Raw genomic sequence first — 15,005 nt, forward strand, 5'->3', positions numbered from 1 at the left:
CGTGCCCGACCCCCGCACCACCACCGTGCCCCCGATACCGCCCCCCGCCGCCACCTCGACCACGTCCCCGACCCCGACCGCATCCCCGCCCCCGTCCCCGCAGGCACCCGCCCCCGACGAGGCCCGCTTCGTCGCGGACCGCCTGCTGGCCGCCGTCCGCGAGGACATCGGCCGGGCCGACACCAAGGCCTCGATCCTGCTCACCGCCGCCCTCGGCCTGCCGGCCCTGCTGCTCGGCCGCAGCTGGCCGGACGGCCGGCCCACCGGCCTCGCCGCCGTCCTGCTCGCCCTCGGCGGCGCGCTCTGGGCGGCCGGAGCCGTGGCGCTGGTGCGGGCGATCCTGCCCCGCACCGGCACCCAGCGCGATCACGAGGGCGTCACCTACTTCGGTGACCTGCTGCCGGCCGTGGGCCGGACGGCGCTGGCCGACCGCGTCGCGGCGGCGGGCCGCGACCCGGTCGGCTGGCTGCTCGTCCAGGCCGTCGACGTCAGCACCATCCTCGCCGCCAAGTACCGCTGGATCCGCTGGGGCGTCGGCTGCCTCGCGCCCGGCGCCGCCCTCACCACCGCCGGGCTGCTGCTCGCCTGACCGCACCCTCCTGCCCCCACCCGCCGACTCCCCGGCCGGCCACACCCGTCGGCCGGGAGCACGCACCCTGATCCAGAGGAGATGACGGTGCACCACCTGTCCCTCGGGCCCTCCCGCAGGCGCGCCACGGCCGCCGCGGCCCGGCCCCGGCGGCCGCGCCACCGCCTCGGTCGCGCCGCGGCCGTCGTCGCGGCGGCGGCCCTGCTGACCACGGGCCTGCCCGCCGGTCCGGCCGCCGCCGACGATCCCCCGCCCGCGGCCGCGCCCGGCACACCGCCGGCGTCCATCGGCCCGGTCAACTACGCCGTCGCCGTCGACGAGTCCGGCAGCCTCAAGCCCGCCGACCTCGAACGCGAGCGCGCCGCGGCCGTCCGGATCGCCCTCGGCGAGGTGCACCCCGCCTCGACGGTGGGCGTGTTCGGCTTCGCCAGCGCGGACAACGCGGGCCAGCACCCGGTGGACGAGGTCTGCCCGCCGACCGTCCTCGACGCCGCCGGCCGCGACCGGATCGGCACCTGCATCGCCAAGCTGCACAGCCGCGCCCCCGACGAGGGCCAGGGCACCGATTTCCCGAACGCCGTCCTCCAGGGCGTCGGCCGGCTCGGTGACGGCACCGACCCGGCCGTCCCCCGGGTCCTGTTCGTCCTCACCGACGGCAAGCTGGACGTCAGCGACAGCCCCGCCTACGGGGACCCGGCGCACCGGGCGGCCGCCGGCGAGGAGGCGCTGACCAGGGCACTGGCCGCCGCCAAGGCCGCCAACATCCAGATCTGGCCGCTCGGCTTCGGCGCGGAGATCGACCGGGCCGCCCTGGACCGGATGGCGGCCGGCGGCTTCCAGGAGGGCTGCGTCAGCCTGCCCGGCGCCAGGCCCCGGGCTTCGGTGGTGCAGGACTCGGGCGCCGTCGGCACCGCGCTGGAGGCCGCCTTCGCCGCCGCCCACTGCCTGCGCGCCGAGCCCGGCAAGACCGGCCGTCCGCCGGCCGACCTGCCGGTGCGGATCTCCCCGCTCGCCACCGTCGGCAGCATCGTGGTCGACAAGGGCGACCCGCAGGTCACCGCGACGTACTTCGACCCCTCCGGGAAGCAGATCACCGGGCCCCAGTCCGACCCCGACTCGACGTTCGAGTTCTCCGGCCGCGACCAGAGCGTCGAGTCGCTGCGCATCACCGACCCGGTGCCGGGCGACTGGCGGGTCCACCTGGACGCCCCCGAGGGGCACCGGGACCAGCTGGCCAGCGTCAGCGTGCTCTGGCGCGGCGCCCTGAACAGCTCGATCACGCTGACCCCGCCGTCGCCGCGGGCCGGCGAGAAGGCCGTGGTGACGCTCAAGCTGCAGACCCGCAAGGGCCTGGCGATCACCGACCAGCAGGACCTCAAGGACCTCGGCGTCACCGCCGTCCTGGCGGGCGAGGGCTTCCCGTCCGTCCCGGTCCCGCTGGCCGACGACGGCGCCGCCCCGGACGCGAAGGGCGGCGATGCCACGTTCACCGGCACCGTCACCGTCCCCGCCGGCGCCACCGGCCGGATCACCGCCTCCGGCACCCTGACCGCCTCCGGCCTCGCCGCCGACGAGAACCGCCCGGCCGCCTCGGTGGTCTCCCCGGCGGTGCCGCTGGTCACCGCGTCGTTCTCGCTGGACGGGGGCGCCAGCGCCCACCCCGGGGACGGCGTCGGGGGCACCCTGACCCTGCGCAACGACGACGCGGTGCCGCACACCCTGCGCCCGGCCGTCACCGACCTCGCCGCCGGCCTGCTGACGGTGTCCCCGGGCTCGGTCACGCTGGCGCCCAAGGAGTCGCGCACGGTCGACGTCACCCTGACCGTGGGCAGCGCCAAGGCGTTCGGCCGGCTGCTCGGCGACGACGGCGTGACGGTGGGCGGCAAGGTCACCGTCGTCGACACCTCCGACCGGGACCGGGTGCTGGTCGACAGCCCGCTCTCCCTCACCGTCACCCCGCCGCCGACCTTCCTGGAGCGGTGGTGGTGGGCCCTGGCGCTCGCCGGCGCCGTCGTGGTGCTGGCCGTGCTGGGCCTGCTGGTCCGTCGCCGGATCACCCGCGACCGCAGCACCCCGGCCGGGCTGGAGCTGCTCCTGCTCGACGACGGCGGGCGCGAGATCGGGAAGCACACCGCGTCCGCCGGCTCCCGCGGCTGGTACGAGTTCGAGGTGAGCGGTGTCGGCGGGCCGCACCCGCGCATCGTCCGCCGGCCCGGCGGCACGTACCGGGTGCAGCGCAGCCAGGACGGCGGCGCGGTGCTGGAGATCCGCCGCCGGTCGCCCTCGCGGCTGAGCGCGGACACCCCCGTTCCGCTCGCCGACGGCCTGAGCCTCGGCCTCGGCGCGGGCCGCCGCACCGGGCCGACCCCGCCGCCACCGCGGTCCGACGAACGGCCGTTCGCGACGGGACCGTCCACGCCGTCCTCCGACTACCTCTGACCCGGGCGCCCGCCCCAGCCACGCCGACCCCGACCCACGCCCGACCCACGCACGTCCACCTCGCCCCACCCCACACCCGAACCGGCCGCACCGCGCGGCCGGATGGAGGCGGAACACATGAAGATCTTCCAGCCGATGCTCTTCGTCGGCCTGGGCGGCACCGGCGGCCTCGTCGGCGCCGAGCTGGACCGGCGGCTGCGCGCCGAACTCTGCGGGCCGGACGGCACGGCCCTGACCGGCCTCGGCGCCATGGCCCCCTACCAGCTGCCGGACTGCCTGCAGTTCGTCTACGCCGACTTCAGCGAGACCGACCTGTCGAGGCTGCCGCACGCCTCCGCCGCCCCGGCGCTGCGTCCCGTCTTCAGCCGCACCTCGCGCTCCACCCACGACCTGCTGCCGAACTTCGACAGTTCGCCCGACGTCACCAAGATGCTGCGGGCCAGCCTGCCCGACGAGACGGCCGCCTGGCTGCCGCCCCGCAACAACGAGCCGCGAGTCGTACCGCTGAAGAACGGCGCCGGCCAGCTGCCCACCGTCGGCCGCGCCGGGCTGTTCGGCACCCTCCGCGGCGGGCTGGACCCGGTCCTGGAACCGCTGATGCAGGCCATCGACGCGCTCGCCCGCTCCGGCGGGGTGCTCAGCCAGCTCGGCGGCGGCCCGGTCTCCGGCTGCGACGTCTTCGTGGCGTTCTCCGTCGCGGGCGGCACCGGCGCCGGGATCTTCCTCGACTACCTGTACCTGATCAACCACGCCTTCCGGGAGAAGGGCTTCGACGGCGTCAAGATCTACCCGCTGGTGGTGATGCCCTCCGCGTTCCCGGCGGCGAGCGGCGGCGGCCGGGAGGCGGAACTCAACTCGGCCCGCGCCCTGGTCGACCTCTTCCGCCTGGTCGACGAGCAGAACGCCCCGGTCGAGGGAGCCGAACTCGGCGACCTGGACGAGGACCTGACACTGCGCGTGCGCTACCCGCACACCCCCCCGATCCGGCTGCGCACCGGCATCCTGCCGACGGCCTTCCTGTTCAACCGCACCGCCGGCATCCGGCCGGACGACCTGCGCCGCTCGATGGTGTCGCTGGTGATGTCGCTGATCGGCACCGAGCTCGGCGACGGCCGCACCGCCCGCACCCGGGCCGACGACGACTACCAGACCTTCGCCGCGAGCTTCATCAACCGCGGCACGCAGCGCGCCGCCACCGCGCCGTCCGGCATCGGCCGCCGCGGCGTCTCCACCAGCCTGGTCGCCTCGATGACCGCACCGGTGGACGAGCTGGCCTCGCTCGTCTCCGGCCGCATCCTGCGCGCCTCCGTCCAGCAGCTCGACGACCGCACGCACCGCCCGGGCCACTCCGCCGAGGAGCTGGTGAAGCAGATGTTCACCGACTCCGGCCTGGAGGAGCTCCTGCTGCGGCCCGCCCTGGAGATCCAGCCGCCGTCCCCCGAGCCGCGCGGCAGCTCGGCCATCGAGGCCGGGCTGGCCGCCCGGCTCGGCGACATGCAGTCCGAACTCGCCAACCTGGCACGGCAGGTGGCGGTCCGCACGGCCGAGATGGCCAAGGACTTCGCACCCCGCAGGGCGGTGGACCGGCTGCTGGCGAAGGTCGACCCGTTCACCGTGCAGCGGATCGTGCGGGGCGTGCCGCAGGACGGCAACGACCTCGCCCGCCTCGGCTTCCTCGGCCTGCTCGACCAGCGCACCCACACGCCCCCGCTGCCGCCGGGCACCCGGGAGCAGCCGCCGTCCGCCCCGAGGATCCGGCGGCGCATGGGCGGGCTCGCCCAGCCGCGCTGGGGCGACGACGAGGTCCAGGCCGTGCTGCGGGCCCAGGACGCCTGGTACCGCTGGCGCAGCCGGCAGCTGTGGCACGAGGGCTGGAAGAGCCAGCAGCAGCGCTGGGAGCCGACCGCCCGCGCGCTGGAGGCCGAGGTCGGCCGGCTCGCCACGGCCTTCCGCAACCACGCCCGGGACGAGCCGAGGGCGTTCGCCGAGCAGTCCCAGACGCTCTACGAGGACCGCACCGGCGTCTCCTACCTGCTGCCGCCGCAGCGCGACCTCAAGCACTTCTACGACGACCTGGTGACCCGCCTCACCGCGCGCGAGGGACTGCCCGAGACCGAGGACGAGGCCGCGCTACTGATGCGCCTGGTCGGCGGCGAGGAGTGGCGCTCCGCCAACGCGCTCAGCCGGCGCAACCCCGGCAACGCGGTCGGCGAGGTGAAGACCGCCGTGGAGGCGGGCGTCAAGCGGCTCTTCGCGGAGAGCGGCGAGCAGCTGGAGGAGCGCCCGCTGCTGCCCGCCATGGGGGTGCTGCTGGCCGCGGCGGCCGGGAGCACGGAGGACGCCGAGCAGGTCAGCAAGGAGGCGCTGGAGCAGTTCGGCCGCAAGCTGGCCGGGCTGCTGCCGGCCGGGTTCGTGCCCGAGGGCACCGGCCCGCTCAAGGCCCTGGTGACGTACCCGCGGGTGAAGTCCGCGGACGAGGTGGAGGACTTCCTGCGCAAGGCGCTGCGGCTGCCGAAGGACGCCCGGGCGGAGTTCCGGGGCGTCGAGACGCAGTCGATCACGGTCGTGCTGTTCCGCAGCGAGATGAGCCTCACCCAGGTGCCGGAGGCCCGCAAGATGCTGCGCCAGTGGGCCAAGGCGAAGGAGAACGAGCAGAGCGACGACGTCCTGCGCTGGCGCCAGCGGCTCGGCCACCGCGACGACTGGCTGGTCTCCACCGAGGCCGACCGCCGGCTCATCCTGCACCGGCTGCTCAGCCTGCTCTGGAACGGGCAGGTGGACGTGCTGGAGGGGCCGGAGGACTCCCCGCACCTGATCCGGCTTCGGCTGTTCCGCGACCGCGGCGTGGACGTGCCGGGCGTGCGGCTGCGGCTCGGCGAGCAGCAGAACGGGGTCTCCAGCTGGGCCGAGCTGCTGCGCGCCTACGAGCGCTGGACGGTGCTGGACGACGAACGGACGGTCGAGGACTACTGCAGCCGGCTGATGGCGGCCCGCCCGGCGGGGCTGACCCGCTCCGCCAGCCGGCCGGACCCGCTGTTCGTCCGGCTGGTCGAGCAGATCGCCCCGCAGCAGCTGCGGATGCTCCGGTCCCGCCGGGAGATCGGCGGGGAGCGGGTCGACGGCTGGTTCCGCCCGCTCTGGCAGTTCTGGGCGGACACCCTGCCGGCCGCGCTGAAGCTGGAGTTCGGCGACCAGCGGGCCGTCCAGCCGAACCTGGAGGCGCTGCTGGACGTCATCCAGCGCGGGGAGCTGTCCCCGCGCGCCGTCGAGGACACCGAGGAGGACGCCTACGGCACCCGCGTCCCGCCGGTGCGGGAGGAGGACGACTTCGGCACCGCCCGGCCGGCCGACCGGCCCGACGGCCGGGGCCGCGCGCGCGGCTGGGAGCCCGCCCCGAAGCGCACCGGCGGCGAGCGGGACCCGTACGACGACGACCGCCACGGCACCGCCGGCGGCGAGCGGGACCCGTACGAGGACCGGGCCGACCGCGCCGACCGGGCCGGCCGCTCCGGGGCCGCGTACGAGGACCGGGCCGACCGGGCCGACCGGGCCGGCCGCTCCGGGGCCGCGTACGACGACGACTGGACGAAGCCCTCCCCCCGGCCGGCGGACCGGCGGGAGGAGCCCGCCCCGGACACCGGGTTCATGGGACGCCCCGACCGGGACACCGGGTGGGACACCGACCGCAGCGCCGACCGCAGCGCCGACCGTGGCAGCGACCGGGACACCGGGTGGGACACCGACCGCAGCGCCGACCGGTCCGCCGCCCGGGGCGAACCCCCGTGGGAGTTCCCCGACGAGCCGCGCTCCACCTCCTGGTGGGACGAGCCGGGCGAGCCGGGCACGGAGCGCCGGGGCGGTGAGCCCGCTTGAGCACTCCCCTGTCGCAGTCCGCGCCGGTCGTCCACCTCGATCTGCGCACCGCCGAACTCGCCGGCGAGGACCCTGCCGTGCTGCGGGCGGCCGTCTCGGCCCGGCTCGCGGCGCAGGGCCTGGTCCAACCGCACGACCAGCGCTTCCTGGTGGTCGACACCCCCGCCGGGCTGGACGAGCACCGCACCCGGTTCGAGCAGATCATGGGCTACCGCACGCCCGGCCGGGTGCGGGTGCTCTGCCTCCTGGTCGGCGGGCTCCCGGCCCGCTCCGACGAGGACCTCCCGGCGGAGCGCCGGCTGGTGCGTCCCGCCACCCTGCGCGCCCCCGAGGCGGGCCTGCTCTGGGCCGGCGACCTCCAGGCCGGTCACGGCGCCGCCGACCAGGCCGGGCCCGCCGACCCGCAGGCCCTGGCCGTCCTGGTCGACGTCCTCGCGATGCCCGAACTGTTCGACGAGACACTGGAGTTGCTCGGCTCGCTGCCCGACGGCGTGGCCGCCCCGGCCCTGCGCGTCCTGGAGCACGGCCTCTCCCCCGAGGTCCGCGGCCAGGCCTGGAGCGAGGCGCTGCTCCGCTTCGCCGGCTCGCCCACCTCCGGTCCGACCGTCCTGACCGGCGCCACCCTGCCCACCACCCTCGCCGGTCTGGTCGCCGGTTCCACCACCGGCGCCCCGGGGCGGCCGGTCGACGGCGGCGAGACCTCCCGGGTGCGCCACGAGGTCGTCGACGCGCTGGCGGACGCCGAGGCCGAACTGGTCACCCTCGGCAGCCCGGCCGGACTCGTCAACGGGGCCGGCCGTCGTGAGCTGGAGTCCGCGCTCGACCGGGCCCGGTCGGCGCTGGACCGCTACGGCAGTCTGATCGGCAAGGTGCTGCGCAGCGACGGCGGCACCGTCGGCGCGCAGTCCGCGGCCGAGTCCGCGACCAGGCTCGCCCGGCTGGGCGTCGCCGTGGATCCCGCCACCACCACCGGCGAGCAGATCGGCGAGAGCCTGCGCAGCCTCGCCCTCGGGCTGCTGCGCGACGGCCTGTCGCTGCGCTCGGTGGAGCAGCAGTTGTCGCTGCTCGCCGAGCAGGTGCAGCCGCTCTCCAACGCCCCGCGGATCGCCGAACTGGACCGGCTGCGGGAGGCCGCGCCACCCGACCGTCCGCTGCCGCCCGACCCGCCCGGCTCCGGCGTGCTGGCCCTGACCGGGCTGGCCGGCGCGCTCGGCGGGTTGTGGACCTGGCCGGCGCTGCCGGCCGCGCTCACCGTCCCGGTGCTGCTCGTGCTCGGCATGCTGCGGGCCGTCACCCGGCTGCCCGGCGGCCCGGGCCGGGCCTCCGACGCCGGCCGGTTCGGCGTGGCCGCCCTCCTCGGGGCCGCGGTGGCGGCCGCGGCCGCCGGCGCCGCCGGACTGCCGGTCTGGGCGGGCGCGCTCGGCCTGCCGGCCGGGCTCGGGCTCGGAGGCTGGCTGCTGGTGCGCACCTGGCACGACCACGCCCAGCGCTGGGGCCTGGAACGCGGGGTGACACCGCTGCAGGACGGACTGAACGGCCTGGACGAGCTCCTCGCCCGCGCCCTGCGCGAGTTCTGGGCCGTCGAGGAGCGCCGGTACTGCGCTGACGCGGCGCTGTCGGTGGTCGGGGTGCTCCGCGCCTCGGTCACCGCCGCCGAGGAGGAGGCCACCCGCGACCTCGGGGCCGACCCGCCCGAGGCCATGGCGGAGAGCGACGACGACTGGCTCGGCCGCACCGCCGACGACGATCCCGGGAACGACACGTCCACCCCGTACGGGCGGGGCGACCACCACCAGGGCGACGAGCCGGACGAACCCGACGAGTACGACTGGACCAGCGTCCCCTCCGGAGCCGGCAGCGAGCGGCGGGAGGAGGCCCGGACGGCCGACCCCGTCCGCCCGGCGGGGCCCCTGCCCGGCACCGCCGCCGCGGGCCCGCGCTGGCTGGAGCGCGGGGAGGCCAAGGGCGGTCCCGACCTGGTGCCGACCCTGGCCGGCGACCTCACCGACGCCACACTGACCGCCCTGGAGCCCTACTGGGGCGCGGTCGAGCGCGGCCACGCCGGCGACGCCGCCCAGGAGCGGATCGCCGAGCGGGTGCGCGAGCTGCTCGCGGTGGCCCGTGACCACCTGCGGCGCAACGACGTCCTGCCCGCCCCGCCGTTCGCCGCGCCGCACCGGGCCCGCAGCGGCCCGGCCGGGCTGCTCGGCATCGACATCCGCCGGGCCGCCGACGCGGCCGGCCCCGACCAGGACGGCCAGGGCCTGCTGCAGCTGAACTCGGCCGAGCAGTTGGACCTGCTCAGCCGCAACCCCGACGCCGTCGCCCTGATCCGGTTCGCCCCGGAGGCCGCCCAGGACGGCTCCGGCGGGCACCGGACCTCGCCCGGCCGCCCCGAGGTCCGGGACGTCCGGACGGCGGCCGGCCGCTACGCCGGGCAGCTGCGGCTCACCGCGCTGCGGGCCGGCGTCGTCGAGACCGTCCGGCAGCGGCACGTCTCGCTGCCCGAGGAGGAGGAGCAGTGGTGAGCACCACCGGGCCCGTCCGGCCGCGGAGCCCCGGCGACCCCGGCCGCCCCAAGGGCGTCGACCTGCCCTACCTGACGCCCGCCGGGCGACGTCTGCTCGCCACCGCGAGGTTCGGCCCCGACCCGACCGGGCCGGTGGTCCGCGACGCCCCCCTGATGCGGAACACCCTGCTCGACGGCGCGGTCAAGTGCGTGCAGGTCCGGGCGGCGGCGCCCCCCGGCACGGGGGTCACGGACGCCGCCCGCGACGCGCTCGACACCGAGGCGGCGACCGCCCTGCGGCTGCACCGCACGTTCGGGGACACCGAGTTCGCCCGGCTCTTCCCCGTGGTGATCGGCTACGACCTGGACGTCGCCGAGCCGTTCGTGCTCTACCGGCCGCCGCGCGGCACCCCGGCCGAGCGGCTGCACGGCCTCGCCGTCACCCAGTTGCGCACCGTCGAACGGGACCTCGTCGACGCCACCGCCCTGCTCGCCGAACTCGGCCTCGTCCACCACGGCATCACCCCCGCCGCCGTCCGCTGGGACGGCCGGGCCGTCCAGCTGTGGGGCCTGGACGCGGTGGCCCACACAGGGCGGCCGCGCACCCCGCGCGGCCCCGCGCCGTACGCCTCGCCGGAGGTGCGCGGCGGCACCGGGCACAGCGACCCGCGGGACGCCCTGTGGAGCACCGCCCAGGTGATGTACCGCCTGGTCACCGGGCGGCCCGGCGACCCGGACCGGGAGCCCGCCGACCTCGCCGACCACCGCTCGCTCGCCCACACCATGCGGTCCTCCTTCGCCCCCCGCGCCGCCGACCGGCCCGCCCCGGCCGCGCTCCTCGGCCTGCTCGCGCCCGACCGGCGCCCGGGCGCGGGCCGCACCGCCGGCGGCGACGGCCTCGGCCGGCACCGCGCCGAGTTCGACCGGGCCGTCGCCCTCAAGCACCCCGGCGACACCGGGCTGCCCGGGTACGCCACGCTCCCCGGGTACGGCGCCCCGGCGGCCGCCGACCAGGACGCGACGGCCGGCCCGGACGGCGCGCCGTACGGGTACCCGGCCGCCGACCCCGGCGGCGTGCTCTGCCCCTACTGCCTGGAACCCATCCGGTTCGACCCGAACGCCCTCTACGTGCCCGACGCCGTCCAGGACCTCCAGCCCTACCGGTTCGCCGACCAGCAGAACCCGCGGGTGCTCGCCGACGAGCTGCGCGGCGCCTTCCAGCTCTGCGAGGGCGGTCCGGCGACGCCGCCGCACCACATCCCCGTCCCCTACCTGACCAACGGGCGTCCGCTGACCGTCGCCATGATCGGCCAGTCGAACACCGGGAAGAGCCACCTGCTGACCCAGATGATCGCCGAGATCGCCGACGACCGGCTGAAGCCCTACGGCGTCAGCTGGCAGTCCGTCAACCCGGAGCAGCACGCCAGCTTCCTCAACGACCGCGTGGTGCCGCTGCGCGACGGCAACGTGCTCGCCCACACCGCCGGGCTCGGCGCCGGCGACTCCGCCCGCTTCGTGGAGTCCCTGCTGATCACCGACGCCCGCGGCCGGGTCCGCCCGCTGGCCTTCTTCGACCTCGCCGGCGAGGACCTCCTGCGCACCGACGCGCTGCTGCGGTTCCTCCTCGGCATCGACGCCCTGGTCTTCGTCGTCGACCCCACCCTCGCCATGCCGCTGCCGCAGCTCGACGAGATCCGCACCGCGCTCGGCCTGCACGTCAACCGGGACGGGGACCCGGCGTTCGCCACCGCCCTGGACCGCATCCCCCGCAACGGCCCGTACCTCACCGTCCCCTCGGCGGTCGTGGTCGCCAAGGCCGACCTGCTGCGTTCCGAGCCCCCCGTGGACCGCTGGCTGACCGAGCCCGGCCACCTTCCGCTGAGCCGCCGACGGCTCTTTGAGGAGAGCCGCGACGTGTACGCGCTGCTGCACCGCCACGCCGGGAAGGCCTGGCTGCGCCCCTTCGACACCGCCCTGCACTGCACCCTGCACATCTCCTCCGCCACCGGCGGGCGGCAGGAGGACAGCCGCTACCCGCGCGGCGTCCGGGCGCAGCGGGTGCTGGAGCCGCTGATCTCGCTGCTCGCCATGCACGGCATCATCGAGCTGGCCGACGGCCACGCCCCCGGGGAGGTGACCCGATGAGCGCCCCGGGCGCCACCGCCCCGGACAGCACCGTCGACCAGATCGTGTTCCGCTGGCAGGGCAATCTGGGGCGGCGCGGCGCGGGCATGGCCGCCGCCGCGTGGTCCTGCCCGCCGGAACGCGCCGAGGAGCTGGCCCGCGAGCTCGCCCCGCTGCTCAGGGTGGACGGCGCGCTGCGCCCCAGCCTGGTCCGGACGGTCACCAAGCGCGGCGAGGCGGCGGTCATCCGGCGGTGGCCGACCGCCGACCTGGGCGGGCGGCCCAACACCGCCTGCCACCTGCTGCTCGGCCACCAGGAGGTGCTCGGCGCCCGGCTCTCCCTGGCGCTGCGCGACTGGTCGTTCGGCACCAAGCGGTTCGCCGAGGAGGCCACCGACCACTGCCCGCCCGTCTCCCGGGCCCTGCTGCGGGACAGCGCCGAACAGACCTGGGCCGACACCCCGGCCCGGATCGCCGGGGTGACCGACGCGCTCACCGTCGCCACCGCGGCCCTGCTGCGCCGTCCTCGGCACCGCCTCTCCCTGCGCAGCGACGCCCTGCCGGGCTGGCCCGAGCGGAACCCGTCCGCCGCGGTGATCAGCGGCCTGCACGAGATCTTCGGCCACACCTGGCTCCAGCAGCCGTGGACCTTCGCGACCTACGACGTGACGGACCGCCACGACCTGCTGGTCACCTGGGTCGCCGACTGGGCGACCGACTCCGGGCAGCAGCAGCCCCGCTCCCGGGTGGACCCGCGCCGCCCCGAGGCCGACCTCGCCCACGAGCTGGCGGCCCGACTGGTCGAACGCTGTCTGGAGACCACCGGCCGCCGGGCGGCCGGTCTGCCCGAACTGACCGGCGAGCTGCGGGACGCCGCGACCTGGCCGGCCGAGGAGCGCCTACGGCGCCTCGCCCGCACCCTCGGCGTCCGGGCGGCCAGACCGGATCCCGCGCCGGGCCCCGCCCCAGTCCCCGACCCGGATCCCACCCCGGACCCCGCCCCGGACCCCGACGACCAGCCCGTCTACGCCCCGCCCGAGCGCCCCGCCCCGCCGGCGGTGCCGCCCACCGAAGAACTGCGCCGGGCCCTGCTCCGGCCCGGCTCGACCAACGACCTGCTGCCCTACCTGCTACGGCTCACCGACGGCATCGGCGACCGGCCCCTGCTCGACATCCTGCGCGAGGAGGACCTCCCGGACCCGGCCACCCGCCGCCTGCTGCTCGTCCTCCACCGCCGCAGCCCCCAGCGGCACCCGGAGGACGAACACCGCCTCTGCGCGGAGGTCCTGCACCAGCGGCTCTACCTCTACCGCACCGACCGGGGCCGGCCCGACCCGTCCGCCGAGTCCACCACCGAACTCGCCCGCCGCGCCGCCTGGCTGTTCCAGTGGGCCGTCACCCCGCACGTCCGCGACCGGCGCCACGCACCGGCCCTCGACGCCCTGCTGAGCGCGCTCCTCTACGAGGGCACCGCGGTCGAACACGAGCTGCTGCGCCACCTCGTCCCACCCCCCGGCGCCAAGGCCGCACCCCCCGACCTCCCACCCCGACTGTGGCAGCGCCTCCTCCACGAACTCCCCCCCGGCACCCTCACCCCACCCACCGACCCCCCACGCCCCTCCGCCCCACCCGACCCCCCACCACCCGACCGACGCCCCACCCCGCCCCCGGTCCCGTCCCCACCCCGCCGGCCCCCTCCGCCCCCACCCGACCCCCAGAGCCGGAACATCCTCATCCTCTGCGGCTCCGTGCTCGGCCTGGCAGTCATCCTCGCGGTCGCGATCTACCTCATCCTCTGACCCACCCACACCCGGCCGGAGCCCACCACCCCGACCCCACCCCGGGACGAGGCGCTCCGGCCACCCCGGGTCCGACAACCAGGTAAGCCGCCCACCGCGCTCAGCCCGGCGCATCCATCGGAGCACCCTGGTCCCCCAGGCCCATAGGGGCTCGCGAGGGGCTGCCTCTGCCCATTGCCATCGATCTCAGCCGGACCGGTCAGCCGTCTACCCGGCGCCGCCACGGGCGAGGCTGAGATGGACCGCTGGCCTGCTCAATCCGTTTGCCCGTCGATCTTTCGCTTGTAACAAAGATCAGGCGCGGGATGGGTCGGCTCATTCGCACGAGCGCGTGCCCAGAACTGGCCGTCCAGAGAGAACTTCGGTCGCTCATCGTCAGGTGAGACAGGAGCAAGGCGGGTGGAGATCCACTCACCTTTGACCGGTGCTGGCAGTTCGAGCGCACGGGCGACGTGCGGGTGCGAGCCCTGATGACCCAGGACGACGATGCCTTCCGGACGAAGATCATTGCGTGCGTCGCGGGCACGCTTAGGCGAGTCGTCCTGCTGGCCGACGGTCAACACGGTCTGTCGGCCGACAATCCGGTCCTGCACCTCGCGAAACAGCTGGTTCAGCCGCTGCTGGCCCGACGACGGCCGACGCGGCAGCGACGCTGCGAGGATTCGCTCGCGTGTACCGATATCCAGGCGGAGCAGCAGGTTCGTCGGCAGATCTGTCTGGAGGCCACCCCACAGCCAATACACGTCAGACTTGGCGTTGTCGGCAAGCTTGCGCTTGTTGTCCCGGTTGTACGCACGAACGCGGTCGCCGTTCGCATCCAGCCCCCTCCTCCAGCGCAGGCGCTCATCAGTGATCCGTACGATGCCCGCGGCCCACTCACTCGTGTCGTCGTTCATCCAGGTCACCAGTGCAGGATGGTCGGCGCGGCCGCCCCGCTCGCCGTGGTCAGCGCACTGGTACATCTCCATCGGAATCTCCCAGCCGCCGAGATCCTTAGAGAACTTGCAGTCAATGTCGACGTCGGCGATGGACCAGTCGAGGTCTTTGCCGTTGGCTATGTCGAACTCCTTCGTGAGGTTCACCTCGACGGCGGTCCCCAGATACGTCTTCTCGGTCTTCGTCAGGTGCTGGTACGCCCAGCGCCCCGTCCGCTGACCGTCGAGCAGCTCATCGAGGGAGTCGCGCAACGCCCATCGGAAGCGCTCCCGTGCCTCTGGCTGGCCGTCGAACCACCCGACGAACTCGGCAAGGTCATCGGGGACCTGCTGCACAATGCCGGGCTGAATCCGCCACTCACGCGGTGTCTTGCTCATGTCGTCACGCGGGACATCCCAGCTGCGGAACGTGTCGCGGCGGGAGTGCTTCGCTGCCAACGCCCGCGACTCCTGCATGCCAGCCTGAACAGCGTCCTTCGGGAACGGCAGACCCTCTTGTATCGTCACGCGCTGCAGTCTGGCATCAAGCACAGACAGCCTCAGCAAGGCGGCTGGCATCAACCCAGCCGTCGCCCTGCCTGCGTGTCCGGGTTATCCGGAGTGGAACGTGCGGAACTCGCCCCGGGCCGATTGCGGGGTACGGCAGAAGCGGTAGCGGGAGTTCTGCCCGGACGGCCGGAAACGGCGAGCTGCCGTCAGCGCGCCGCAAGTCACGCAAGCGACGGAAGAAGGCCAAG

At 75.7% G+C, this 15,005-nt stretch carries 7 protein-coding genes; 6 read left to right on the plus strand and 1 reads right to left on the minus strand.

The window, feature by feature from the left end; translation table 11 throughout:
• Position 1: 1 nt before the first annotated feature.
• From ABT263_RS20355 to ABT263_RS20380, 6 genes are all read left to right on the plus strand, one after another.
• A complete protein-coding gene (locus ABT263_RS20355; protein WP_352291850.1) occupies positions 2-589 on the plus strand; it encodes a Pycsar system effector family protein in 588 nt (195 codons plus the stop codon).
• 87 nt (positions 590-676) lie between these two features.
• On the plus strand, positions 677-3,028 hold the full coding sequence (locus ABT263_RS20360) for a VWA domain-containing protein (protein ID WP_352291852.1): 2,352 nt from the start codon (positions 677-679) through the stop codon (positions 3,026-3,028).
• A 117-nt stretch (positions 3,029-3,145) separates the two neighbouring features.
• On the plus strand, positions 3,146-6,901 hold the full coding sequence (locus ABT263_RS20365; protein WP_352291854.1) for a tubulin-like doman-containing protein: 3,756 nt from the start codon (positions 3,146-3,148) through the stop codon (positions 6,899-6,901).
• The gene (locus ABT263_RS20370; protein ID WP_352291856.1) at positions 6,898-9,429 is read left to right on the plus strand and encodes a hypothetical protein; all 2,532 of its coding nucleotides are present in this window, start codon (positions 6,898-6,900) and stop codon (positions 9,427-9,429) included. Before ABT263_RS20365 ends, ABT263_RS20370 begins: the two co-directional genes overlap by 4 nt.
• A complete protein-coding gene (locus tag ABT263_RS20375; protein WP_352291858.1) occupies positions 9,426-11,555 on the plus strand; it encodes a protein kinase family protein in 2,130 nt (709 codons plus the stop codon). The genes ABT263_RS20370 and ABT263_RS20375 overlap by 4 nt, the downstream gene beginning before the upstream one ends.
• Positions 11,552-13,333 (plus strand): hypothetical protein, encoded by a 1,782-nt coding sequence (locus ABT263_RS20380; protein WP_352291860.1) that lies wholly within the window; start codon positions 11,552-11,554, stop codon positions 13,331-13,333. Before ABT263_RS20375 ends, ABT263_RS20380 begins: the two co-directional genes overlap by 4 nt.
• A 254-nt stretch (positions 13,334-13,587) precedes the next feature.
• Here the strand turns inward: ABT263_RS20380 and ABT263_RS20385 are convergent, their stop codons facing one another.
• Positions 13,588-14,775, minus strand: coding sequence for a NaeI family type II restriction endonuclease (locus ABT263_RS20385; protein ID WP_352291862.1), 1,188 nt, complete (start codon positions 14,773-14,775; stop codon positions 13,588-13,590).
• Between the last annotated feature and the right edge of the window lie 230 nt (positions 14,776-15,005).

It is taken from the genome of Kitasatospora sp. NPDC001603 (assembly GCF_040298365.1).
Taxonomy (GTDB): Bacteria; Actinomycetota; Actinomycetes; order Streptomycetales; family Streptomycetaceae; genus Kitasatospora.

What these genes read in the sequence shown, in the direction of transcription:
- ABT263_RS20365 (WP_352291854.1), top strand. Translation starts at nt 3,146, where the DNA reads ATGAAGATCTTCCAGCCGATGCTCTTCGTCGGCCTGGGCGGCACCGGC.
- ABT263_RS20380 (WP_352291860.1), top strand. Translation starts at nt 11,552, where the DNA reads ATGAGCGCCCCGGGCGCCACCGCCCCGGACAGCACCGTCGACCAGATC.